The 25,091-nt window shown below is 49.6% G+C and carries 19 protein-coding genes and 3 tRNA genes; 15 read left to right on the forward strand and 7 right to left on the reverse strand.

Annotated elements, in window-relative coordinates; all coding sequences use genetic code 11:
- Positions 1 to 34: 34 nt before the first annotated feature.
- The 3 genes from ptrA to recD are packed head-to-tail and all read left to right on the forward strand — an operon-like array spanning position 35 to position 8,284.
- Positions 35 to 2,923, forward strand: a complete 2,889-nt coding sequence (gene ptrA, locus AABJ99_RS04970; RefSeq protein WP_338387511.1) for a pitrilysin — start codon at positions 35 to 37, stop codon at positions 2,921 to 2,923.
- Complete coding sequence (gene recB, locus AABJ99_RS04975) at positions 2,916 to 6,458, forward strand: exodeoxyribonuclease V subunit beta (protein ID WP_039020545.1); 3,543 nt, start codon at positions 2,916 to 2,918, stop codon at positions 6,456 to 6,458. Before ptrA ends, recB begins: the two co-directional genes overlap by 8 nt.
- A complete protein-coding gene (gene recD / locus AABJ99_RS04980) occupies positions 6,458 to 8,284 on the forward strand; it encodes an exodeoxyribonuclease V subunit alpha (protein ID WP_000775992.1) in 1,827 nt (608 codons plus the stop codon). Before recB ends, recD begins: the two co-directional genes overlap by 1 nt.
- Before the next feature lie 237 nt (positions 8,285 to 8,521).
- On the opposite strand, the gene argA is transcribed toward recD, so the two are convergent.
- A complete protein-coding gene (argA, locus tag AABJ99_RS04985; protein WP_000237940.1) occupies positions 8,522 to 9,853 on the reverse strand; it encodes an amino-acid N-acetyltransferase in 1,332 nt (443 codons plus the stop codon).
- A gap of 230 nt (positions 9,854 to 10,083) precedes the next feature.
- On the opposite strand from argA, the gene amiC reads away from it, so the two are divergent.
- The 6 genes from amiC (at position 10,084) to AABJ99_RS05015 (ending at position 16,822) form a co-directional block, all read left to right on the forward strand.
- The gene (amiC, locus tag AABJ99_RS04990) at positions 10,084 to 11,337 is read left to right on the forward strand and encodes an N-acetylmuramoyl-L-alanine amidase AmiC (protein ID WP_000016907.1); all 1,254 of its coding nucleotides are present in this window, start codon (positions 10,084 to 10,086) and stop codon (positions 11,335 to 11,337) included.
- Positions 11,338 to 11,593: 256 nt separating this feature from the next.
- Positions 11,594 to 12,418, forward strand: a complete 825-nt coding sequence (locus tag AABJ99_RS04995; RefSeq protein WP_001318021.1) for a PRD domain-containing protein — start codon at positions 11,594 to 11,596, stop codon at positions 12,416 to 12,418.
- A gap of 31 nt (positions 12,419 to 12,449) precedes the next feature.
- The gene (locus AABJ99_RS05000; protein WP_000810571.1) at positions 12,450 to 14,030 is read left to right on the forward strand and encodes a PTS transporter subunit EIIC; all 1,581 of its coding nucleotides are present in this window, start codon (positions 12,450 to 12,452) and stop codon (positions 14,028 to 14,030) included.
- Positions 14,030 to 15,205, forward strand: coding sequence for a MalY/PatB family protein (locus AABJ99_RS05005; protein ID WP_039020544.1), 1,176 nt, complete (start codon positions 14,030 to 14,032; stop codon positions 15,203 to 15,205). Before AABJ99_RS05000 ends, AABJ99_RS05005 begins: the two co-directional genes overlap by 1 nt.
- Before the next feature lie 2 nt (positions 15,206 to 15,207).
- The gene (locus AABJ99_RS05010) at positions 15,208 to 15,804 is read left to right on the forward strand and encodes a KpsF/GutQ family sugar-phosphate isomerase (RefSeq protein WP_001089172.1); all 597 of its coding nucleotides are present in this window, start codon (positions 15,208 to 15,210) and stop codon (positions 15,802 to 15,804) included.
- A gap of 70 nt (positions 15,805 to 15,874) precedes the next feature.
- Positions 15,875 to 16,822, forward strand: a complete 948-nt coding sequence (locus AABJ99_RS05015) for a phosphoglycerate dehydrogenase (RefSeq protein WP_001318019.1) — start codon at positions 15,875 to 15,877, stop codon at positions 16,820 to 16,822.
- Between the two features lie 78 nt (positions 16,823 to 16,900).
- Here AABJ99_RS05015 and AABJ99_RS05020 read toward each other — a convergent pair.
- From AABJ99_RS05020 to AABJ99_RS05030, 3 genes are all read right to left on the reverse strand, one after another.
- A tRNA-Met gene (locus AABJ99_RS05020) sits at positions 16,901 to 16,977 on the reverse strand.
- 33 nt (positions 16,978 to 17,010) lie between these two features.
- A tRNA-Met gene (locus AABJ99_RS05025) sits at positions 17,011 to 17,087 on the reverse strand.
- Between the two features lie 33 nt (positions 17,088 to 17,120).
- Positions 17,121 to 17,197, reverse strand: a tRNA-Met gene (locus tag AABJ99_RS05030).
- Positions 17,198 to 17,405: 208 nt separating this feature from the next.
- Here AABJ99_RS05030 and mltA point away from each other — a divergent pair.
- Together mltA and tcdA are read left to right on the forward strand one after the other, a co-directional pair.
- Positions 17,406 to 18,503: a murein transglycosylase A gene (mltA, locus tag AABJ99_RS05035; protein WP_000678652.1), complete on the forward strand. Its 1,098-nt coding sequence runs from the start codon at positions 17,406 to 17,408 to the stop codon at positions 18,501 to 18,503.
- Positions 18,504 to 18,579: 76 nt separating this feature from the next.
- Complete coding sequence (gene tcdA, locus AABJ99_RS05040; RefSeq protein ID WP_039021088.1) at positions 18,580 to 19,386, forward strand: tRNA cyclic N6-threonylcarbamoyladenosine(37) synthase TcdA; 807 nt, start codon at positions 18,580 to 18,582, stop codon at positions 19,384 to 19,386.
- Positions 19,387 to 19,436: 50 nt separating this feature from the next.
- On the opposite strand, the gene csdE is transcribed toward tcdA, so the two are convergent.
- Together csdE and csdA are read right to left on the reverse strand one after the other, a co-directional pair.
- Complete coding sequence (csdE, locus tag AABJ99_RS05045; protein WP_039021089.1) at positions 19,437 to 19,880, reverse strand: cysteine desulfurase sulfur acceptor subunit CsdE; 444 nt, start codon at positions 19,878 to 19,880, stop codon at positions 19,437 to 19,439.
- Complete coding sequence (gene csdA / locus AABJ99_RS05050; protein WP_039021090.1) at positions 19,880 to 21,085, reverse strand: cysteine desulfurase CsdA; 1,206 nt, start codon at positions 21,083 to 21,085, stop codon at positions 19,880 to 19,882. Before csdA ends, csdE begins: the two co-directional genes overlap by 1 nt.
- Positions 21,086 to 21,276: 191 nt before the next feature.
- Between csdA and ygdI the strand changes: the two genes are divergently transcribed.
- The 4 genes from ygdI to rlmM all read left to right on the forward strand — a co-directional run bounded on the left by ygdI (position 21,277) and on the right by rlmM (position 24,279).
- Positions 21,277 to 21,504, forward strand: a complete 228-nt coding sequence (gene ygdI, locus AABJ99_RS05055; RefSeq protein WP_000750398.1) for a YgdI/YgdR family lipoprotein — start codon at positions 21,277 to 21,279, stop codon at positions 21,502 to 21,504.
- A gap of 350 nt (positions 21,505 to 21,854) precedes the next feature.
- Complete coding sequence (gene gcvA, locus AABJ99_RS05060; protein ID WP_000044394.1) at positions 21,855 to 22,772, forward strand: glycine cleavage system transcriptional regulator GcvA; 918 nt, start codon at positions 21,855 to 21,857, stop codon at positions 22,770 to 22,772.
- Positions 22,773 to 22,790: 18 nt separating this feature from the next.
- Positions 22,791 to 23,186, forward strand: coding sequence for a DUF423 domain-containing protein (gene ygdD, locus AABJ99_RS05065; protein ID WP_000203905.1), 396 nt, complete (start codon positions 22,791 to 22,793; stop codon positions 23,184 to 23,186).
- A complete protein-coding gene (gene rlmM / locus AABJ99_RS05070; protein WP_039021091.1) occupies positions 23,179 to 24,279 on the forward strand; it encodes a 23S rRNA (cytidine(2498)-2'-O)-methyltransferase RlmM in 1,101 nt (366 codons plus the stop codon). The genes ygdD and rlmM overlap by 8 nt, the downstream gene beginning before the upstream one ends.
- Before the next feature lie 43 nt (positions 24,280 to 24,322).
- Here rlmM and fucR read toward each other — a convergent pair whose 3' ends face one another.
- Entirely contained in the window at positions 24,323 to 25,054 is a 732-nt protein-coding gene (gene fucR / locus AABJ99_RS05075; protein WP_001308912.1) for an L-fucose operon activator, read from the reverse strand.
- Between the last annotated feature and the right edge of the window lie 37 nt (positions 25,055 to 25,091).

The raw sequence follows: 25,091 nt of genomic DNA on the forward strand, positions 1-25,091 counted from the left end.
GGTTAGAAAATAAAGTTGATAATGAGGTCCGTGAATGCCCCGCAGCACCTGGTTCAAAGCATTATTGTTGTTTGTTGCCCTTTGGGCACCCTTAAGTCAGGCAGAAACGGGATGGCAGCCGATTCAGGAAACCATCCGTAAAAGTGATAAAGATAACCGCCAGTATCAGGCTATACGTCTGGATAACGGTATGGTGGTTTTGCTGGTTTCTGACCCGCAGGCGGTTAAATCGCTCTCGGCGCTGGTGGTGCCCGTTGGGTCGCTGGAAGATCCCGAGGCGTACCAGGGACTGGCACATTACCTTGAACATATGAGTCTGATGGGGTCGAAAAAGTACCCGCAGGCTGACAGTCTGGCCGAATATCTCAAAATGCACGGCGGCAGTCACAATGCCAGCACGGCACCGTATCGCACGGCTTTCTATCTGGAAGTTGAGAACGACGCCTTGCCCGGTGCGGTAGACCGCCTGGCGGACGCTATTGCAGAACCCTTGCTCGACAAGAAATACGCCGAACGTGAACGTAATGCAGTGAATGCCGAATTAACCATGGCGCGTATGCGTGACGGGATGCGCATGGCACAGGTCAGCGCAGAAACCATTAACCCGGCACACCCCGGTTCAAAGTTTTCTGGTGGTAACCTCGAAACTTTAAGCGACAAACCCGGCAATCCGGTGCAGCAGGCGCTGAAAGATTTTCACGAGAAATATTACTCTGCCAATCTGATGAAGGCGGTTATTTACAGCAATAAACCGTTGTCGGAGTTGGCAAAAATGGCGGCGGACACTTTTGGTCGCGTGCCGAACAAAGAGAGCAAAAAACCGGAAATCACCGTGCCGGTAGTCACCGACGCGCAAAAGGGCATTATCATTCATTACGTCCCGGCGCTGCCGCGTAAAGTTCTGCGCGTTGAGTTTCGCATCGATAACAATTCAGCGAAGTTCCGTAGTAAAACGGATGAATTGATTACCTATCTGATTGGTAATCGCAGCCCAGGTACACTTTCTGACTGGCTGCAAAAGCAGGGATTAGTTGAGGGCATTAGCGCCAATTCCGATCCTATCGTCAACGGCAACAGCGGCGTATTAGCGATCTCTGCGTCTTTAACCGATAAAGGTCTGGCGAATCGCGATCAGGTTGTGGCGGCCATTTTTAGCTACCTCAATCTGTTACGCGAAAAAGGGATTGATAAACAATACTTCGATGAACTGGCGAATGTGCTGGATATCGACTTTCGTTATCCGTCAATCACCCGTGATATGGATTACGTCGAATGGCTGGCAGATACCATGATTCGCGTTCCTGTTGAGCATACGCTGGACGCGGTAAATATTGCCGATCGGTACGACGCTAAAGCGGTAAAAGAACGTCTGGCGATGATGACGCCGCAGAATGCGCGTATCTGGTATATCAGCCCGAAAGAGCCGCATAACAAAACGGCTTATTTTGTCGATGCTCCGTATCAGGTCGATAAAATCAGCCCACAAACTTTCGCTGACTGGCAGAAAAAAGCCGCCAATATTGCGCTCTCCTTACCGGAGCTTAACCCTTATATTCCTGACGATTTCTCGCTGATGAAGTCAGAGAAGAAATACGACCATCCAGAGCTGATTGTTGATGAGTCGAATCTGCGCGTGGTGTATGCGCCAAGCCGTTATTTTGCCAGCGAACCCAAAGCTGATGTTAGCCTGATTTTGCGTAACCCGAAAGCCATGGACAGCGCCCGCAATCAGGTGATGTTTGCGCTCAATGATTATCTTGCCGGACTGGCGCTTGATCAGTTAAGCAACCAGGCGTCGGTTGGTGGCATAAGTTTTTCCACCAATGCTAACAACGGCCTTATGGTTAATGCCAATGGTTACACCCAGCGCCTGCCGCAGCTGTTCCAGGCTTTGCTGGAGGGCTACTTTAGCTATACCGCTACGGAAGATCAGCTTGAGCAGGCGAAGTCCTGGTATAACCAGATGATGGATTCCGCAGAAAAGGGCAAAGCGTTCGAGCAGGCGATTATGCCCGCGCAGATGCTCTCGCAAGTGCCGTACTTCTCGCGAGATGAACGGCGCAAAATTTTGCCTTCAATCACTTTGAAAGAGGTGCTGGCCTATCGCGACGTCTTAAAATCAGGGGCTCGACCAGAGTTTATGGTTATTGGCAACATGACCGAAGCCCAGGCAACAACGCTGGCACGCGATGTGCAAAAACAGTTGGGCGCTGATGGTTCGGAGTGGTGTCGTAACAAAGATGTCGTGGTCGATAAAAAACAATCCGTCATCTTTGAAAAAGCCGGTAACAGCACCGACTCCGCACTGGCAGCGGTATTTGTACCGACTGGCTACGATGAATACACCAGCTCAGCCTATAGCTCTCTGCTGGGGCAGATCGTACAGCCGTGGTTCTACAATCAGTTGCGTACCGAAGAACAGTTGGGCTATGCCGTGTTTGCGTTTCCAATGAGCGTGGGACGTCAGTGGGGCATGGGCTTCCTGTTGCAAAGCAATGATAAACAGCCTTCATTCTTGTGGGAGCGTTACAAGGCGTTTTTCCCAACCGCAGAGGCAAAATTGCGGACGATGAAGCCAGAAGAGTTTGCGCAAATCCAGCAGGCGGTAATAACCCAGATGCTGCAGGCACCGCAAACGCTCGGCGAAGAAGCATCGAAGTTAAGTAAAGATTTCGATCGCGGCAATATGCGCTTCGATTCGCGTGATAAAATCGTGGCCCAGATAAAACTGCTGACGCCGCAAAAACTTGCTGATTTCTTCCATCAGGCGGTGGTCGAGCCGCAAGGCATGGCTATTCTGTCGCAGATTTCCGGCAGCCAGAACGGGAAAGCCGAATATGTGCATCCTGAAGGTTGGAAAGTGTGGGAGAACGTCAGCGCGTTGCAGCAAACAATGCCCCTGATGAGTGAAAAGAATGAGTGATGTCGCCGAGACACTAGATCCTTTGCGCTTGCCCTTACAGGGCGAGCGCCTGATTGAAGCCTCTGCCGGCACAGGCAAAACCTTTACGATTGCGGCGCTCTATTTGCGCCTGTTACTTGGACTAGGCGGTTCTGCCGCCTTTCCCCGCCCGCTGACCGTTGAAGAACTGCTGGTGGTGACCTTTACCGAGGCTGCCACGGCAGAATTGCGCGGTCGTATCCGTAGCAATATCCACGAGTTGCGCATCGCCTGTCTGCGTGAAACCACCGACAATCCACTGTACGAACGCCTGCTGGAAGAGATCGACGATAAAGCGCAAGCCGCGCAGTGGTTGTTGTTAGCCGAACGGCAGATGGATGAAGCGGCAGTCTTTACTATTCACGGTTTTTGCCAGCGCATGCTCAACTTGAATGCCTTTGAATCCGGCATGCTGTTTGAGCAGCAGCTGATTGAAGATGAGTCTCTGCTACGCTACCAGGCCTGCGCCGATTTCTGGCGTCGCCACTGCTACCCGCTGCCGCGTGAAATTGCCCAGGTGGTCTTTGAAACCTGGAAAGGGCCGCAGGCGTTGCTGCGCGATATTAATCGTTATCTGCAAGGCGAAGCTCCAGTTATCAAAGCACCGCCGCCCGATGATGAAACGCTGGCTTCCCGCCACGCGCAAATTGTGGCGCGTATTGATACGGTAAAACAGCAGTGGCGCGACGCAGTGGGTGAACTGGATGCGCTGATCGAATCTTCTGGTATTGATCGACGCAAGTTTAACCGTAGCAATCAGGCTAAATGGATCGAGAAGATCAGTGCCTGGGCAGAAGAAGAGACCAACAGTTATCAGTTACCGGAGTCGCTGGAAAAATTCTCTCAGCGTTTCTTAGAAGATCGCACGAAAGCCGGGGGGGAAACCCCGCGACATCCACTGTTTGAGGCGATCGATCAACTGCTTGCAGAACCATTGTCGATTCGTGATCTGGTGATCACCCGCGCATTGGCTGAGATCCGCGAAACAGTAACGCGAGAAAAACGCCGCCGTGGCGAATTGGGTTTTGATGACATGTTAAGTCGGCTCGATTCCGCGCTGCGTAGCGAAAGCGGCGAGGTGTTGGCAGCGGCGATCCGTACGCGATTCCCGGTGGCAATGATTGATGAATTTCAGGATACCGACCCCCAGCAGTACCGAATTTTTCGCCGTATCTGGCACTATCAGCCGGAAACCGCTTTGTTGCTGATTGGCGACCCGAAACAGGCCATATATGCATTCCGGGGTGCGGATATCTTCACTTATATGAAGGCGCGTAGCGAAGTTCACGCCCACTACACCTTAGATACCAACTGGCGCTCCGCACCAGGAATGGTGAACAGCGTGAATAAGCTTTTCAGTCAGACTGATGACGCGTTCATGTTTCGCGAAATACCGTTTATTCCAGTGAAATCAGCCGGGAAAAATCAGGCGTTACGTTTTGTGTTTAAAGGTGAAACGCAGCCTGCGATGAAAATGTGGCTGATGGAAGGCGAAAGCTGCGGCGTTGGCGACTATCAAAGTACCATGGCGCAGGTATGTGCTGCGCAAATCCGCGACTGGCTACAAGCCGGACAGCGGGGCGAAGCGTTGCTGATGAACGGCGACGACGCGCGTCCGGTGCGTGCTTCGGACATCAGTGTGCTGGTGCGCAGCCGCCAGGAGGCCGCTCAGGTGCGCGATGCCTTAACGCTGCTGGAAATCCCTTCCGTTTACCTTTCGAACCGCGACAGTGTTTTTGAAACTCTGGAAGCGCAGGAGATGCTTTGGCTGTTGCAGGCGGTGATGACACCAGAACGTGAGAACACCCTGCGCAGTGCGCTGGCAACGTCAATGATGGGGCTGAATGCGCTGGATATTGAAACGCTGAATAATGACGAACATGCGTGGGATGCGGTAGTCGAAGAGTTCGATGGTTATCGGCAAATCTGGCGCAAACGTGGCGTTATGCCGATGCTGCGGGCGCTGATGTCGGCGCGTAACATTGCAGAAAACTTGCTGGCAACAGCAGGCGGTGAGCGGCGTCTTACCGATATCTTGCATATCAGCGAATTGCTACAAGAAGCCGGAACGCAGCTGGAAAGTGAACATGCGCTGGTACGCTGGTTATCGCAACATATCCTCGAGCCAGACAGTAATGCCTCCAGCCAACAAATGCGTCTCGAAAGTGATAAACATCTGGTGCAGATTGTCACGATCCACAAATCGAAAGGGCTGGAATATCCATTGGTCTGGCTGCCGTTTATCACCAATTTCCGCGTCCAGGATCAGGCGTTTTATCACGATCGCCACTCGTTTGAGGCTGTTCTGGATCTTAATGCTGCGCCAGAAAGCGTCGACCTCGCGGAGGCCGAACGTCTGGCGGAAGATCTGCGTTTGCTTTACGTGGCGCTGACGCGTTCGGTTTGGCATTGCAGTCTCGGCGTCGCACCGCTGGTGCGCCGTCGTGGCGATAAAAAAGGTGACACCGACGTCCACCAAAGTGCGCTCGGGCGTTTGCTGCAAAAAGGGGAACCGCAAGATGCGGCAGGGCTTCGCACCTGTATTGAAGCGTTGTGCGATGAGGATATTGCCTGGCAAACGGCACAAACGGGTGATAACCAGCCCTGGCAGTTTAATGATGTTTTTACAGCAGAACTGAATGCGAGGACTCTACAACGATTGCCCGGCGATAACTGGCGTGTCACCAGCTACTCCGGTTTGCAGCAGCGTGATCACGGTATCGCTCAGGATCTGATGCCACGGCTGGATGTTGATGCCGCAGGCGTGGTCAGCGTCGTTGAAGAACCGACGTTAACACCGCATCAGTTCCCGCGCGGTGCGTCACCAGGGACATTCTTGCACAGTTTGTTTGAAGACCTCGATTTTACCCAGCCGGTTGACCCGAACTGGGTACAGGAAAAACTGGAACTCGGCGGCTTTGAATCGCAGTGGGAACCAGTGTTGACCGAGTGGATCACGGCTGTCCTCCAGGCACCTCTCAATGAAACGGGTGTTAGCCTGAATCAGCTTTCCGACCGCGATAAACAGGTGGAGATGGAGTTTTACCTGCCGATTAGTGAACCGCTCATCGCCAGCCAGCTTGATGCACTAATTCGCCAGTTTGATCCGCTATCCGCTGGCTGCCCGCCGCTGGAGTTCATGCAGGTACGCGGCATGTTAAAAGGCTTTATCGACCTGGTATTCCGCCATGAAGGGCGTTATTACCTGCTCGACTATAAATCCAACTGGCTGGGTGAAGACAGTTCGGCTTATACCCAACAGGCTATGGCAGCGGCGATGCAGGCACACCGCTATGATCTGCAATATCAGCTTTATACCCTGGCGCTGCATCGTTATCTGCGCCATCGCATTGCTGATTACGACTATGATCGTCACTTTGGCGGCGTTATCTATCTTTTCCTGCGTGGCGTTGATAAAGAACATCCGCAACAAGGGATTTACACAACCCGACCCAACGCCGGGTTGATTGACCTGATGGATGAGATGTTTGCCGGTATGACCCTGGAGGAGGCGTAATGAAATTGCAAAAGCAATTACTGGAAGCTGTGGAGCACAAACAGCTACGCCCGCTGGATGTGCAATTTGCCCTGACCGTGGCGGGAGATGAACATCCTGCCGTCACCCTCGCGGCAGCCCTGTTAAGCCACGACGCCGGGGAAGGGCATGTCTGTTTACCGCTCTCACGACTGGAAAATAACGAGGAGTCACATCCGCTGTTAGCAACCTGCGTCAGCGAAATTGGTGAGTTACAAAATTGGGAAGAATGCTTGCTGGCTTCACAAGCGGTCAGCCGGGGAGATGAACCAACGCCGATGATCCTCTGTGGTGATCGTCTTTATTTGAATCGCATGTGGTGTAACGAGCGCACAGTGGCACGCTTTTTCAACGAAGTGAATCATGCCATTGAGGTTGATGAAGCTCTACTGGCGCAAACCCTGGACAAACTTTTTCCAGTAAGCGATGAAATTAACTGGCAAAAAGTGGCGGCGGCAGTGGCGCTGACGCGGCGGATCTCGGTGATTTCCGGCGGCCCTGGCACCGGTAAAACGACCACCGTAGCGAAGTTGCTGGCAGCGTTAATTCAAATGGCAGACGGCGAACGCTGCCGTATCCGTCTGGCTGCACCAACGGGTAAAGCTGCCGCGCGCTTAACCGAATCTCTCGGCAAGGCTTTGCGCCAGTTACCGCTGACCGATGAACAAAAGAAACGCATTCCGGAAGATGCCAGCACTTTGCACCGATTGCTGGGTGCGCAGCCGGGTAGCCAGCGTTTACGTCATCATGCCGGTAACCCGCTGCATCTTGATGTGCTGGTGGTAGATGAAGCGTCAATGATCGATCTGCCTATGATGTCGAGACTGATCGACGCCTTGCCCGATCATGCCAGAGTGATCTTTCTCGGCGATCGTGATCAACTGGCCTCGGTTGAGGCTGGGGCTGTGCTGGGCGATATCTGCGCTTATGCCAACGCGGGCTTTACCGCCGAGCGTGCCGGGCAGTTGAGCCGCCTGACGGGAACTCACGTTCCGTCAGGAACTGGCACAGAAGCGGCATCTTTGCGCGACAGTCTCTGCCTGCTGCAAAAAAGCTATCGTTTCGGCAGCGATTCTGGCATTGGTCAGTTAGCTGCGGCGATCAACCGTGGTGATAAAACGGCAGTGAAAACCGTTTTTCAGCAGGATTTTACTGATATCGAAAAACGGCTTTTACAGAGCGGCGAAGACTATATTGCGATGCTTGAGGAGGCTCTTGCGGGTTACGGGCGTTATCTGGATCTGCTGCAAGCGCGTGCCGAGCCGGATTTAATCATTCAGGCGTTCAATGAATACCAGCTTTTGTGCGCCCTGCGGGAAGGACCGTTTGGCGTGGCTGGATTGAATGAGCGAATTGAGCAGTTTATGCAACAGAAGCGCAAAATTCATCGTCATCCGCACTCACGCTGGTACGAAGGCCGGCCGGTAATGATTGCCCGCAATGACAGCGCGCTTGGGTTGTTTAATGGTGATATCGGCATTGCGCTGGATCGTGGGCAGGGGACGCGCGTCTGGTTTGCGATGCCGGATGGCAATATTAAGTCTGTGCAACCGAGCCGCCTGCCAGAACACGAAACCACGTGGGCGATGACGGTACATAAATCGCAGGGATCGGAGTTTGACCATGCGGCGTTGATTTTACCGAGCCAACGCACGCCAGTTGTAACGCGAGAGCTGGTTTACACTGCGGTGACCCGCGCGCGTCGCCGTCTGTCGTTGTATGCCGATGAGCGCATATTAAGTGCGGCAATCGCCACTCGTACTGAGCGGCGCAGTGGTCTGGCGGCGTTGTTTAGTTCGCGGGAATAAACGTGATTGCCTGATGCGACGCATGCGCGTCCTGTCATGCCTCCGGGCATTGCGCATATGCGCATCTGGCGATTTCCGTCGCTTACCCTAAATCCGCCATCAACACCTTTGATTTGATGTAGGTCGGATAAGGCGTTCACGCCGCATCCGACGATGAGCGTCAATACCTGATGCGATGCTAGCGTGTTTATCATGCCTCCAGGCATTGCGCATGTCGCATCTGGCGATTTCCACCACTTACCCCAAATCCGCCATCAACACTTTGGATTTACGCTGGTAGTTGTACAACTGCTTTTTGCTCTCGGGCAGTAAATCAATATCCACCGGGGTAAATCCACGTTCCTGGAACCAGTGAATACTGCGCGTGGTCAGTACAAACAATTTGCTTAATCCGCTTTGCTTCGCCTGAGCGGCAATGCGCTCCAGCAAAACCTCGCCCCTTGATGAGCTGCGGTAATCCGGGTGAACGGCCACACAGGCCATTTCCCCAATCTTCTCTTCCGGGAACGGATAGAGTGCTGCGCAGGCAATAGTCGTGTTATCGCGCTGAATAATAGTGAATTTGTCGATTTCCATCTCCAGTTGCTCGCGAGAACGGCGTACCAGAATACCTTGCTGCTCCAGTGGGCGAATCAACTCTAGAATGCCGCCAATATCGTTGATGGTTGCGCGACGAATTTGCTCGGCGCTTTCCATCACAATCTGCGTACCGATACCGTCACGTGAGAACAACTCTTGCAACAGCGCGCCATCTTCCTGGTAACTAATTAAATGACAGCGACGTACGCCGCTGCGGCAGGCTTTCACCGCACCACGCAAAAAGCGCACCGTACCGGAGTTGTAATCGCCTTTCTCTTCCTGAGCTTCTACCCGCGCTTGTGCTTCGTTAGGGAAAAGCTCGGAGACAATATCGCCGTCGTCATTAGTGACGCCCTGTGAAGAGCAAAAACCAATCATCTTTTCAGCTTTCAGTTTGATGGCCAGTTGAGTGGCGATCTCTTCCGAGGTCAGATTAAAGCTCTCGCCAGTGACTGAAACCGCGACCGGCCCCAGCAGCACTATCGCACCGCTGTCCAGTTGACGATGAATCGCATCTTCGTCAATCCGCCGGATACGCCCGCTATGGCAGTAATCCACACCGTCATCCACGCCCAGCGGCTGGGCAATAATAAAATTGCCACTGACGACGTTGATATGCGCGCCCTGCAGCGGCGTGTTATTGAGACTCATCGACAGGCGAGCAGTAATGTCCAGTTGCAATGTTCCCGCAGCCTGCTTCACCAGTTCTAGTGTTTTGGCGTCGGTCACGCGTATATTTTTGTGATATAGCGGTTCGTGGTGATGCGCTGCCAGATTCGCATCGATCTGCGGGCGCGCTCCATAGACCACGACCAGACGGATGCCGAGGCTGTGCAGCAACCCGATATCATTAACGATACTGGAGAAATTCTCATGCTCAATGGCTTCACCGCCGAGCATGATGACAAACGTTTTTCCCCGGTGGGTATTGATATAAGGAACCGAATGGCGGAATCCCTCGACCAACTCGGTTTTACGTTCCTTCACCACGGCACACCTCTTTGCATGATTATTCGTAATTATTGTATTTTTATTCTGTTTTTTCACTGGGTGCAAGTGCAAATTTTACGCATGAGCAACTTTTTTATCAGTAATGCCGTGAATATAAAAAGAATGTTTACCGTTTATTAGATGACAGATTATGCGTCTTTCGCTAAAGTTTCCGGTCAAATTAGTCGTTTATTTGTTACACAGCTTAGATTTTTTTGCTCGGGAGATGCATGTCGGGATCCAACACAGCAATCAGCCGTCGTCGTTTACTGCAAGGCGCGGGTGCCATGTGGCTATTGAGCGTAAGTCAGGTCAGTCTGGCTGCGGTCAGCCAGGTCGTGGCGGTGCGCGTCTGGCCTGCGTCCAGCTACACCCGTGTGACGGTAGAATCTAATCGTCAGCTGAAATATAAGCAGTTCGCGTTGAGTAACCCTGAACGCGTGGTGGTGGATATCGAAGATGTAAACCTGAACTCAGTGCTCAAGGGGATGGCGGCACAAATTCGTGCTGATGACCCGTTCATCAAGTCGGCGCGCGTCGGGCAGTTTGACCCGCAAACCGTGCGGATGGTTTTTGAGTTAAAGCAAAACGTAAAACCGCAGCTGTTTGCCCTTGCTCCGGTCGCCGGGTTTAAAGAGCGTCTGGTGATGGATCTCTATCCTGCCAATGCTCAGGACATGCAGGACCCGCTGCTGGCGCTGCTGGAGGATTACAATAAAGGCGATCTCGAAAAGCAGGTGCCGCCTGCGCAGAGTGGCCCGCAGCCAGGCAAAGCAGGGCGCGATCGTCCGATTGTCATTATGCTTGACCCTGGCCATGGCGGCGAAGACTCCGGTGCGGTGGGGAAATACAAAACGCGTGAAAAAGACGTGGTATTGCAAATTGCCCGCCGTTTGCGCTCTCTGATTGAGAAAGAGGGCAATATGAAAGTTTACATGACCCGTAATGAAGACATCTTCATTCCGTTGCAAGTGCGCGTAGCAAAAGCACAGAAACAGCGTGCTGACTTGTTTGTCTCTATTCATGCCGATGCCTTTACCAGTCGCCAGCCGAGCGGTTCCTCTGTGTTTGCGCTCTCTACCAAAGGTGCAACCAGTACCGCGGCAAAATATCTGGCGCAAACTCAGAACGCCTCGGACTTGATTGGTGGCGTGAGTAAGAGCGGCGACCGTTATGTCGACCATACTATGTTCGATATGGTGCAGTCGCTGACCATTGCCGACAGTCTGAAGTTTGGTAAAGCTGTGTTGAATAAGCTCGGTAAAATCAACAAGCTGCATAAAAATCAGGTTGAACAAGCCGGGTTTGCCGTGCTGAAAGCGCCTGATATACCCTCCATTTTGGTCGAAACGGCGTTTATCAGTAACGTTGAGGAAGAACGTAAACTGAAAACGGCAACCTTCCAGCAGGAAGTTGCGGAATCAATCCTCGCAGGGATAAAAGCGTATTTTGCCGATGGGGCGACGCTGGCGAGAAGGGGATAATGTTTTTATTTATTCAATGAATTTATATTTCGTTGAATAGATAATATTTACCTGAATATTAGACGTTGGTTTTGTGACTGATGTCGAATATTTGAATGTCGGCTTGAAAAATAAGCCGGCCATCTCTTTAATTAAGCACAATTCCGTGTAATGTATATGCATTAGTTAATCATCTTGTAACTGTTAAATCAGGCAAGGCAATGTTTGAAGTAATTATTACTTCTGACGTGCCTTGCCTTTTTTTTGGAGCTATGGAATGATCATCGAAAAAGTCATGAACAATAATTGTGTACAGGCATCGATGAATGGACAGGAGGTTATCATTTCTGGGCCTGGCGTCGGTTACAACAAAAAATATGGAATGTCGGTCCCTGAGCATCCGGCTAACCGGATTTTTTATGTCAGAAATGAACAAAAAAATAAACTCTACAAATTGATTGAGCATGTGGATATTGAGTATGTTTTTGTTGCCGAAAAAATAGTGCAATATGCGGAGAACAATCTCGAAAAAAATCTCAATCCATCGCTACTATTGATTCTTGCTGATCATATTTCGAATGCAATATCCCGAGTCGCTTCAGGCATACAAATTAATAATGTTTTCCTTGATGAAATCAAAGCGTTGTACAAAGCAGAGTATGCGATAAGTCGCGATGCATTAACTATCATTAATGAGCAATTCAGCGTTCAACTTCCTGATGATGAGATTGGTTTTATAGCATTGCATATTTTAAATAATTATGAGAATTCAGTTGATTATGAATCAGTACGGATTATTGAGTTGTCGCAAATAATCACGGGGCTTATTGAAGTTGTTTATAACAGAAAGGTGGACAGAAGTTCATTTAATTATTCCAGGTTCATGATACACCTTAAATATTTTTCAAGTCGCGTATTATGCAATGAAAAAATAAAACAGAAAGATATTGGTGATCTCTATGAACAGTTTCTTGAGAAAGACATTCTGTTACAGCGCGCAATTCATGAAATTGAAAGGTATTTGTACGCCACTTTTAAATATGAATTGATTTTGGAAGAAAAACTATATCTCTCTATTCGCACCAAAGTATTAATGGACTGATTATATATAACATTTATATGAGATAACCCGCATGAAACAAAAGAAAGCCTGGAGTTTTTTTCAGAGCCTGGGAAAGGCATTTATGTATCCCATCGCTCTGCTAAGTGTATGTGGCATGATGTTAGGGCTAGGAAGTGGTTTAGCCAGCGATGATATGGCAAAATTAATTCCACTACTGGCTATTCCCGTAATTAAAACCATTCTTGATTTTATTGTTAGCCTTGGTTTGTTTGCCTTTGTCAATTTACCTGTATTGTTTGCGATAGCTATACCTCTGGGGTTATTAAAAGAGAAAGAGGATAAAGCCTATGGCGCTTTTTCTGGCTTAATTGGTTTCATGGCGATGCATCTGGGAACGAACTTTTATCTTAAACAACATGACTTATTGGTCGCTGCTGATCAAATGTCGACACATGGGCAAACCATTATTCTGGGAATCCAGTCCTACAATACCAGTGTGTTGGGTGGGATTATAGCAGGATTATTAGTCGCCAGTATGTATAAAAAGATCGTTAACTTACGTATTCCTGAATCATTAGGATTTTATAGTGGCCCACGCCTGGTGCCTATTATTACACTGATTGTGATGAGTGGATTTGGTCTGATCATCCCTTTTATCTGGCCACCATTTTTCAATCTTTTCATGCTCATTGGCCACTGGATTTCAACTTCCGGTCCTGTTGGCTATTTTTTCTATGCAGTCGCCGAACGCGTGACAATACCTTTTGGTTTAAATCACCTGGTGACGTCAGTTTTCCGCTTTACCCCCATCGGCGGATCGGCAGTGATCGGCGGCGAAGAGTATTATGGCACCCTGAACATGTTTATGGCGTACGTCAAAGAGAATGCGGTCATTCCGCTGGATTTGGCGGGGAAAATGGAACAGGGCAAACTGATGATTCAGTATGGTCTGGCTGGTGCCGCGCTGGCGATGTATCGCACTGCTCATGCTCAAAACAGAAAAGCTATCAAAGCATTGCTTATTTCCGGGGTGCTTACAGTCATTATTGGCGGCGTCAGCGAACCGATTGAGTTTCTGTTCTTATTTGTCAGTCCACTGCTATTTGTCTTCCATGCTTTTATGAATGGATTCGCCAACATGGTCTTGCCATATATGGGCGTGAAGATGGGATTTACTGGCGATCTGATTCAATTTATTAGCTTTGGCGTATTGCGTGGCACAAGAACAGGTTGGCCAATAGCGGTGTGTGTCGAAGTGGCCTATTTCTTTATTTATTACTTTGTGTTCCGTTGGACTATTCTCAAATTTAACCTGATGACGGTAGGCCGTGAAGAGTCCAGTCCTGTCACGCTGAATGCTCATGAGGATACGGCTATAGCGGATATCCCAACGCTTGATAAATCAGAGCTGCAAGCAGCGGAGCAGATGGTTAAGGCACTTGGTGGTAAAGAGAATATTAAATCCCTGGATAATTGCGTAACTCGTTTACGTTTAACAATCGCAGATATGGGATTGATTGACGAGGCAGCAATAAAAAGAGCTGGCGGAATTGCGGTTGTTAAACTTGATCAAAATACCCTACAAGTCATTATCGGTACTAAAGTCATCGCCTTGCGTCGGGATATGGATAACTACATGGGGATATGCTGATGGATGTTTTTAATACTCCTATTTCCCGCAAAGGAACATATTGTACCCAATGGGACTTTTGCGAGGACAGATTTGGTGTAAAAGATGTATTACCATTCTCTATTTCAGATATGGATCTTCCGATACCGGAAGCTATCATCAGGGCATTAAGAAAACGTCTGGAACACCCGATTTTAGGGTACAGCCGTTGGCAGCATGATGACTATCTGAATGCGATAGTCAATTGGTATCATCAACAATATAAAACTGAAATCAAACCAGAATGGATCACCTATAGCCCAAGCGTGATGTACTCCATTGCTAAAGCAATAGAGTTATTGACATCGCATGGTGATAATATTCTCGTTTTTACACCTGTCTATAATGCATTTTTTGATATAATTAAACATAGCGAGAGAAATATTCTGACAGCCTCTTTGATTATAAAAAATGAGGGGGGCTACGCTATCAATTGGCAAGATTTTGATCTTAAGATTCAAAGCGCAAAGATGGTGTTATTATGTAATCCTCATAACCCGACAGGAACCGTCTGGTCGGAAGAAGATCTGCATAAAATCGCTGCAAGCTGTGCAAGACATAATGTCTGGTTATGTTCAGATGAAATTCACAGTGATTTTGTTTTTAATCGTAGCTTTACATCTGCGCTTAAAATAAAAAAAGAAAAAGTAGTGGTGTTTAATTCGATATCGAAGACATTTAATGTTCCTGCGCTAACAGGATCGTATATGATTTCAACTGACGATAATTTTAATCATAAGTTCAGAACGATATCAAGATATCGCGATTTTGTAAACTCCCCATCCGTACTGAATATAATTGCAACTATTATTGCCTATAACGAATGTGAGGGATGGTTAAAGTCATTAAAGGCACATATTGCCTCTAACATTCAATTCACCCAGCAGTATCTGAACGAAAATACTCCAGAATTGATCGTAAGGCCTGCTGATGGTTGCTATTTTTCGTGGATAGATTGCTCTGCTATTGGTTATCCCTTTGATGAATTCTACAGTCGATTAATTCATGAAGGCAAAGTGGGCATTATGGCGGGGAATGTCTATGGAACGGAGGGGGAGGGCTACCTTCGTCTGAACCTGGCCTGCGGTCGAGAAAAATTATATATGGGGCTTACGCGTCTTGCGAGTGTAATTAAAAATATTAATCAAGGAAAATAAAAATGAACAGCACGGATCTTATCCATCTCATTAAACATTTTATGCGTAACGAACATAAAGCAGTTGAAGAAGTTATTGATTCCCCCCTTTCGGAGGTCGCAAATTTAATTAAAGTATTACAGTCTTGTCAGGGGAAAGTTGTTTTTATTGGTGTCGGTAAGTCCGGTATTATTGCCCGAAAACTCGCCGCAACATTTGCCAGCACTGGAACTCCCTCGTTTTTTGTTCACGGTACTGAAGCCGTACACGGCGATCTTGGGATGGTGGCGAAAGATGATGTTGTTATTCTTATTTCAAACAGTGGTGAGACGACAGAAATCCTGGCAACACTACCTAGTCTGAAAAAAATGGGTAATTATTTGATCTCCTTTACCCGCAGTCATCGCTCATCGCTTGCGATAAGTTGTGATTTATCCGTTGAAATTCCCGTAAAAAGTGAGGCGGATAATTTAGGTTTAGCACCGTCATGCTCATCAACAGTCGTTCTGGTTGTTGGTGATGCGGTGGCGCTTGCGCTCTCCGAATTGAAAAAGTTTACTCGTGCTGATTTCGGCTTATATCATCCAGGAGGTGCGCTCGGTATTAAAGCAAACTCATAATTTTAGAATATAAAACAGTAACCGGTCACGCCATCTCTTGGGGTGGCGTTCATTGATGTGAGTGTCAGCTATGAAAAACGTTCTGGTCACCGTTCCCAGCTTTTCAGCGCGTTGTGTTTCTGCCAGCAAGCTGCTAAGAGAAAATCATTTTAACCTTATTATCAAGAATAATGTGGAGCATCTGGTTAAATCAGAATCCACAGTATTACGAGAATCTATTTGCGCAGTCATTGCCGGAAAAGATTGTTATCAAGCGGATACGTTATCGCGACTACCAGGAGTGAAAATAATATCGAGATTCGGGACAGGGATTGATAATATTGATCTTCATACGGCTCGACAATCAGGTATTGTGGTCAATAATGCTGTTGGGATTAATTCAAATGCAGTCGCGGAATTTATCATCGGTCTTATTTTTGCGAGCATGAGAAATATCCCCGGTAGCTATCATGCGATGCAAAATGGTTATTGGGGCGAGTCGCATGGCTGCGAGTTACAAGGTAAACGTATTGGCCTGCTTGGCTACGGCAATATTGGCAAAACACTGGCGAAAAGGTTATCTGGTTTTGATGTTGAGCTTTTAGCTTTTGACAAACAACCCGATTTCCAGGCCGCAGGCAAAGATGGAGTTCAGTTCGTATCAATTGAAGATATCTTTATGCAGTCTCATGTCATCATCGTTCTTTTGCCATTTTCTCCGGAGCTGGAGAACTTCATTAGTCATAAATATTTGTCGATGATGCGCAATGGTGCTCTTATCATCAACGCCGCAAGGGGAAAGTTGCTGGATGAGGGTGCTTTACTTCAGGTAATTGAAGAACGAAATGTTTTTGCAGCGCTGGATGTGTTTAGCTCTGAACCGCTAGCGCAATTTAGCCCATTGCTACATGCCAGGAATATCATTACAACGCCGCATATTGCGGCCGCCACCGTTGAGTCATACCAGCAAACCGGGATATACGTTGCCAGGTCGATAATAGATTTCTTTGCAGGAAGGGAGATAAAAAACGTGCTGTGAGTTCAGCTAAGGAAGATTTCAGGTACAAAAAAACCGCAATTTGTGAAACACATTGCGGTTTATCAGCATCATAAGTGTTGGTTGCGGGGGCCGGATTTGAACCGACGACCTTCGGGTTATGAGCCCGACGAGCTACCAGGCTGCTCCACCCCGCGTCACCGTACTGCTTTACTTCATCAAATTTTGATTGGTTGCGGGGGCCGGATTTGAACCGACGACCTTCGGGTTATGAGCCCGACGAGCTACCAGGCTGCTCCACCCCGCGTCACCGTACTGCTTTACTTCATCAAATTTTAATTGGTTGCGGGGGCCGGATTTGAACCGACGACCTTCGGGTTATGAGCCCGACGAGCTACCAGGCTGCTCCACCCCGCGTCCGTGGATGCGCACTATACTCCGCTCGCGTTTTCATGCAACCTTTTTTTTACCCAGATCACGGATTTGGTATGATTTTGAGCAAAAACAAATCACTAAAGCCTGTTTTTTGTGCAAAATTTGCGTCAGGGAGAGGCTGCTCATTTCATTAAACGCAGCGGTTTGTTATCTTCATTGCGCCTTATTTTTTAAACTGAAGAAGAGAACAATGAAAGGACGTTGGGTAAAGTACCTTCTTATGGGCACGGTTGTGGCAATGCTTGCCGCCTGCTCTTCCAAACCAACCGATCGCGGACAGCAATATAAAGACGGGAAATTTACCCAGCCTTTCTCTCTGGTAAACCAGCCAGATGCCGTTGGCGCGCCAATTAACGCCGGTGATTTTGCCGAGCAAATTAACCATATCCGTACTTCGTCACCGCGTCTGTATGGCAACCAGAGTAATGTTTATAATGCGGTGCAGGAGTGGCTACGCGCAGGCGGTGATACCCGCAATATGCGTCAGTTCGGCATTGACGCCTGGCAGATGGAAGGTGCCGACAACTATGGCAACGTGCAGTTTACGGGCTATTACACGCCTGTCATTCAGGCGCGCCATACCCGTCAGGGCGAGTTCCAGTATCCTATTTACCGTATGCCGCCAAAGCGTGGTCGTCTGCCGTCTCGTGCTGAGATCTACGCGGGAGCATTGAGCGATAAATACATCCTCGCTTACAGCAACTCTCTGATGGATAACTTCATTATGGATGTGCAGGGTAGCGGGTATATCGACTTTGGTGATGGCAGTCCGCTTAACTTTTTCAGCTATGCAGGGAAAAACGGTCATGCCTATCGCAGCATCGGTAAGGTGCTGATTGACCGTGGCGAAGTGAAAAAAGAAGATATGTCGATGCAGGCGATTCGTCACTGGGGTGAAACACACAGTGAAGCCGAGGTTCGCGAGCTGCTTGAGCAGAATCCTTCATTTGTTTTCTTTAAACCGCAGTCTTTTGCACCAGTGAAAGGAGCAAGTGCAGTACCGCTGGTTGGCCGCGCTTCAGTTGCCTCTGATCGTTCCATTATCCCGCCTGGTACAACCTTACTGGCAGAAGTACCGCTGCTGGATAATAACGGCAAATTTAACGGTCAGTACGAACTACGGCTGATGGTGGCGCTGGATGTCGGTGGTGCAATCAAAGGCCAACACTTCGATATTTATCAAGGTATCGGGCCGGAAGCCGGACACCGCGCAGGTTGGTACAACCACTATGGACGTGTTTGGGTGCTGAAAACCGCCCCGGGCGCAGGTAACGTCTTTAGCGGCTGATGTGTTATTCTGTATACCGTTTTGACGGATACGACAGGGTGAGGGATAACCTCGCCCTTTTTAATTCTGAGGTGCTATGTCTGTGGTAATTAGTGATGCATGGCGTCAGCGTTTTGGTGGCACTGCGCGTCTGTATGGTGAAAAAGCGTTGCAACTGTTTGCTGATGCGCATATTTGTGTGGTCGGTATCGGTGGCGTTGGTTCCTGGGCGGCGGAAGCGTTGGCGCGCACGGGTATTGGCGCAATCACACTTATCGATATGGATGATGTGTGCGTCACTAATACCAATCGGCAAATTCACGCGCTGCGCGATAACGTCGGGCTGGCTAAAGCGGAAGTCATGGCCGAACGTATTCGCCAGATTAACCCGGAGTGCCGTGTAACGGTGGTGGATGACTTCGTAACGGTGGATAACGTAGCACAATATATGAGTGCCGGTTATTCGTACGTGATTGATGCCATTGATAGTGTGCGACCCAAGGCGGCGCTGATTGCTTATTGTCGTCGCAATAAAATCCCTCTGGTCACGACTGGTGGTGCTGGTGGGCAGATTGATCCGACGCAGATTCAGGTTACCGATCTGGCTAAAACGATTCAGGACCCGCTGGCGGCGAAGTTGCGCGAGCGCCTGAAAAGCGATTTTGGCGTAGTGAAAAACAGCAAAGGTAAGCTCGGCGTGGATTGCGTGTTCTCTACCGAAGCGCTGGTGTACCCGCAGTCAGACGGTACGGTGTGTGCCATGAAAGCCACGGCAGAAGGGCCGAAGCGGATGGATTGTGCATCTGGATTTGGTGCGGCGACGATGGTGACCGCCACCTTTGGTTTTGTTGCGGTTTCTCATGCGCTGAAGAAGATGATGGTGAAAGCGGCGCGTCAGGGGTAAACAATCAGGTCGGATGCGACGTGAACGTCTTATCCGACCTGATTCTGTGCTTAAACCTGCTTCGCCGCAGCGAAAATCGCCTCGCTTAACGCATTCAACCCCTGGCTGCGTGAGGCGCTAAGCTGCCCACGCAATCCCAGCTCATCAAACAATGCCAGCGGCGACTGTGCCTGCAATTCGGCGGCGGTTTTCCCCTCAACGGCAGTCAACAACACCGCCAGTAGGCCGCGCACAATGCGTCCTTCGCTGTCGCCAAAGAAATGCATCGTGCCGTTTTCAGCCACGGTATACCCCAGCCAGACGCGGTTTTCGCATCCGGCGATCTCTTTAGCCTGCGCTTTTAACTCGTCTGGCAAAGCTGGAAGCTGTTTCCCCAACATAATTAGCTGACGATATTTGTCTTCCCATTGAGTCAACGGCGCGAAAGTATCGTGTAACGTCTTTACGGTAACGGTTGTGCCGAACGGATGTCCAGCGTATTGCGGGTTCGTCATTAATCCACCAATAATTCCAGCGCACGGTCAACGGCATTCACCAGCGCATCTACATCACTCTTTGTATTATATGGCGCAAAAGAGGCGCGCAGTGTGCCGGTTACGCCTAATTCTGCCAGTAGCGGCTGAGCGCAATGCTGCCCGGCCCGCAGGGCAATGCCGTACTCCGCCAGCAGTGTCACCATATCGCTGTGATGAACGCCAGCAAAATCAAAGGCTAGCAGGCTGGAATCCTGGCAGCGGAATGAACGAAAGCCTGGACGTTTCGTCAGCGCATCTTCCGCCAGCGTTGCTAAGCTACGGCTCCAGCTTTCGGCCTGGTTGATATCGTAATCTGCCAGCCATTCCAGCGCCGCGCTTAATCCTATGACACCAGCGACATTTGGCGTTCCTGCTTCCAGTTTCCACGGCGCGGATTGAGGGGTGAAGCTGTCAAAACTCACTTCGTGAATCATTTTACCGCCACCCAGCCAGGGCGACATCGCTTCCAGCAGTTCTGGTTTGCCATACAGCACGCCGATACCTGTCGGGCCATACAGTTTGTGACCTGAAAAAGCATAGAAATCAATATCCAGTTGCTGAACATCTGCGGGGAAATGCACCGCACCCTGAGCACCATCAACCATCACCACCATCCCGGCTGAATGAGCAAAGGTAATCGCTCGTGCCAGATCCGGGCAACCGCCAGTGACGTTCGACATCTGGCCCAACGCCAGAATCCGACTACGAGGTGTGATCAGTTCTGGCAACAAATCGACATCCGGCAGTCGCTGTGCATTCAGCGGCAATTTCACCACTTTGGCTCCAGTTTGTTGGGCGACCATCAGCCAGGGGACGAGGTTGGCGTGGTGCTCTGCCACACTGACAATAATTTCATCGCCCGATTGCAGACGCGGACGCGCATAGCATTGTGCCACCATGTTGATGGATTCAGTGGTGCCGCGCGTCCAGATGATAGTTTTGTCATCTGGTGCATTCAGTAATTGCGCCACTTTTTCCCGTGCAGCTTCGTAACGCGCGGTCAGGCGTTGGGCTTCGGCAAACTGGCTACGATGGACGTTTCCGGCGCTCAGGCTGTAAAACTGTCGGGTTGCTTCAACCACGGCTTCAGGTTTAAGCGCGGTCGCGGCACTGTCGAGATAGACGCCCGCATCCTGTAGCGCGGGAAACTGGGCGCGAAACTGCGCGGGATTAAAAACGTTCATGGTACTCCTCGGCTTGATGCACCGATCGTGACGCAAAATTCACTTCGATACAAGGAGAGTGCTAACCATCAGAATTATCTGGATATCCTGGCGAAGCCGCGTCAGTAACATATGCTGAATAGTGTTAGGCGTTAATTTTAGCCTGTTAATCAATACTATTAAGATTTATTAATCGCTTTAAGGAGAAGATGATGAAAAAGACTGCCGCAATTATTTCTGCCTGTATGCTGACTTTTGCCCTGAGCGCCTGTTCCGGTTCGAACTATGTGATGCACACCAATGACGGACGTACCATCGTCTCTGACGGCAAACCACAGACTGATAACGATACCGGTATGATTTCGTATAAAGACGCTAATGGCAACAAACAGCAGATCAACCGTACCGACGTGAAAGAGATGGTCGAACTGGATCAGTAATTCGCGATCGCAAGGTAAAAAAAAGCACCGCAATTAGGCGGTGCTACATTAATCACTATGGACAGACAGGGTAAATGTACAGGAAGTGAAAAAAGGTAGCTTTGCTACCATGGTCTGAATCGCAGACCAATTGCAAACACAACAACACAACATCACAACCGTAAGCCAAAAGTTCACCAGAACACGCATTCCGATAAAACTTTTCGTTCCGGCTCAGGAAGTGCCGCCACTATAGGTATTTGCTGGTAGAAGCTCAACGGACAATTTATAATGGCTCAGATTAAAAAAACTAATAGGTTACACAGAGTGATCTAATTGTTAAATTCATTTAACATCAAAGTTTAAAAGCCATGTCTAAACGATTACCACCGCTAAATGCCTTACGAGTTTTTGATGCCGCAGCACGCCATTTAAGTTTCACTCGCGCAGCAGAAGAGCTTTTTGTGACTCAGGCCGCAGTAAGTCATCAAATCAAGTCTCTTGAGGATTTTCTGGGGCTAAAACTGTTCCGCCGCCGTAATCGTTCACTCCTGCTGACCGAGGAAGGGCAAAGCTATTTCCTCGATATCAAAGAGATATTTTCGCAATTAACCGAAGCGACACGTAAACTCCAGGCCCGTAGCGCCAAGGGGGCGTTGACGGTCAGTTTACTCCCCAGTTTCGCCATTCATTGGTTGGTTCCACGACTTTCCAGCTTTAATTCAGCTTATCCGGGAATTGACGTTCGCATCCAGGCGGTTGATCGTCAGGAAGATAAGCTGGCGGATGATGTTGACGTGGCGATATTCTATGGTCGGGGCAACTGGCCGGGGCTACGGGTGGAAAAACTTTACGCCGAATATTTATTGCCGGTGTGTTCGCCGCTACTGCTGACAGGCGATAAACCCTTGAAGACCCCGGAAGACTTGGCTAAACATACGTTATTACATGATGCGTCTCGCCGTGACTGGCAGACATATACTCGCCAATTGGGGTTAAATCATATCAACGTTCAGCAAGGACCAATATTTAGTCATAGCGCCATGGTGCTGCAAGCGGCTATCCACGGGCAGGGAGTGGCGCTGGCGAATAACGTGATGGCGCAATCTGAAATTGAAGCCGGACGTCTTGTTTGCCCGTTTAATGATGTTCTGGTCAGTAAAAACGCTTTTTATCTGGTTTGTCATGACAGCCAGGCAGAACTGGGTAAAATAGCCGCCTTTCGCCAATGGATCCTGGCGAAAGCCGCTGCTGAACAAGAAAAATTCCGCTTTCGTTATGAACAATAATTTACGTAGGGTACGACCATGACCAGCCGTTTTATGCTGATTTTTGCCGCCATTAGCGGCTTCATTTTTGTGGCTCTGGGCGCTTTTGGCGCGCATGTGTTAAGTAAAACCATGGGGGCCGTTGAGATGGGCTGGATCCAGACCGGTCTCGAATACCAGGCGTTCCATACGCTGGCGATCTTAGGTCTGGCGGTGGCAATGCAGCGTCGCATCAGTATCTGGTTTTACTGGAGTAGCGTTTTCCTCGCGTTAGGCACGGTGCTGTTCAGCGGCAGCCTTTATTGCCTGGCGCTGTCCCATCTGCGTTTGTGGGCATTTGTCACACCGGTTGGCGGCGTGAGCTTCCTCGCGGGCTGGGCGTTAATGTTAGTTGGTGCTATCCGTTTAAAGCGCAAGGGCGTAAGTCATGAATAAGGTTGTATTGCTGTGCCGTCCGGGCTTTGAAAAAGAGTGCGCCGCAGAAATTACCGATAAAGCCGGCCTGCGGGAAATTTTCGGTTTTACCCGCGTGAAAGAGAATGCGGGTTATGTCATTTATGAATGTTATCAACCTGATGATGGCGATAAGTTAATCCGTGAGCTGCCGTTCAGTTCATTAATTTTTGCCCGCCAGTGGTTTGTGGTCGGGGAACTCCTGCAGCATTTGCCGCCAGAAGATCGTATTACCCCCATTGTCGGCATGTTACAGGGCGTAGTAGAGAAGGGCGGTGAACTGCGTGTTGAAGTTGCCGATACCAACGAAAGCAAAGAGTTGCTGAAATTCTGCCGTAAATTCACCGTGCCGCTACGCGCTGCCTTGCGCGATGCCGGGGTGCTGGCGAACTATGAAACGCCGAAGCGTCCGGTTGTGCATGTATTCTTTATTGCACCAGGTTGCTGCTATACCGGTTACTCATACAGCAACAATAATTCGCCGTTCTATATGGGCATTCCGCGCCTGAAATTTCCGGCAGATGCGCCGAGTCGTTCCACGCTCAAACTGGAAGAGGCATTTCATGTGTTTATTCCGGCGGATGAGTGGGATGAACGTCTGGCGAACGGGATGTGGGCGGTGGATTTAGGTGCTTGCCCAGGCGGCTGGACCTACCAACTGGTGAAGCGCAACATGTGGGTATATTCCGTTGATAACGGCCCGATGGCACAAAGCCTGATGGATACCGGGCAGGTGACGTGGCTGCGGGAAGACGGTTTCAAATTCCGTCCGACACGCAGCAATATCTCCTGGATGGTATGCGATATGGTTGAAAAACCGGCGAAAGTTGCGGCATTGATGGCGCAGTGGCTGGTTAATGGCTGGTGCCGTGAAACCATTTTCAACCTCAAACTGCCGATGAAAAAACGCTACGAAGAAGTGTCACATAATCTGGCGTATATTCAGGCACAGCTTGATGAACATGGCATAAATGCTCAGATTCAGGCGCGACAGTTGTATCACGATCGTGAAGAAGTGACGGTGCATGTCCGCCGCATCTGGGCTGCGGTGGGTGGCCGTCGCGACGAGCGATAACTAACAAGGCCGGGGCGTCGTCTCCGGCCTGCTCCCATTTCTGTCAGGCTGTTACCAAAGAAGCCGCAACCTGGCGCTCATCAGAAATAATGTGCGTGACCTCATCCAGATGCCCGATGCGGGCTTCCCCTGAACGATTAAATTTACTTTTATCAATCAATAACAACGATTGCGCGGCACGTTTTAATAGCATCGATTTGTAATCAGCGTTGATGGCATTGGAGTCCCACAGTGCACCGCTGCTATCGATCCCTTCACAAGAAAAAATAAACAGATCGATTTCCAGCGATTTAAGTTGGGAAATCAGCGAGGGATTGACGTAACAGCCATATTTGCGCTCAAGTGTGCCGCCGGAACTGATCAGTTGAATGCGTTCACGTTTACCGAGTTCATGGCAAATCGGATGGCTATTGGTGAAGACCTGGATGTTGATGTCAGGCAACTGGCGTGCCAGATACCAGCAGGTTGAACTGGCGTCTAAGGCTATCACCATCCCTTCTTCAATCCACGCGAGCGCCTCGCGCGCGATATCTGCTTTATGCGCATAATGGCTTTTCAGCCGGATGTGAAAGGGATCGCCACTGTCTTGATTTTGACGGTGGATATATTTAGCGCGCCCATGATTGCGCAGAATTTTACCCTGCGTCTGTAATTCATTGAGATCGCGACGAATGGTTTCTTTACTGACCTTTAGCTGTTCAGAGAGCGCTTCCGTGGTCAGGCTGGTATGGTTCAGCAGCAGGTCGACTATCGCTTGCTGGCGTGCCGCTTTCATATTTTTCACCCCATCATTCGATAACCGCCCGCGTCAT

The sequence above is a fragment of the Escherichia coli genome (assembly GCF_036503815.1).
Taxonomy (GTDB): Bacteria; Pseudomonadota; Gammaproteobacteria; order Enterobacterales; family Enterobacteriaceae; genus Escherichia; species Escherichia coli_F.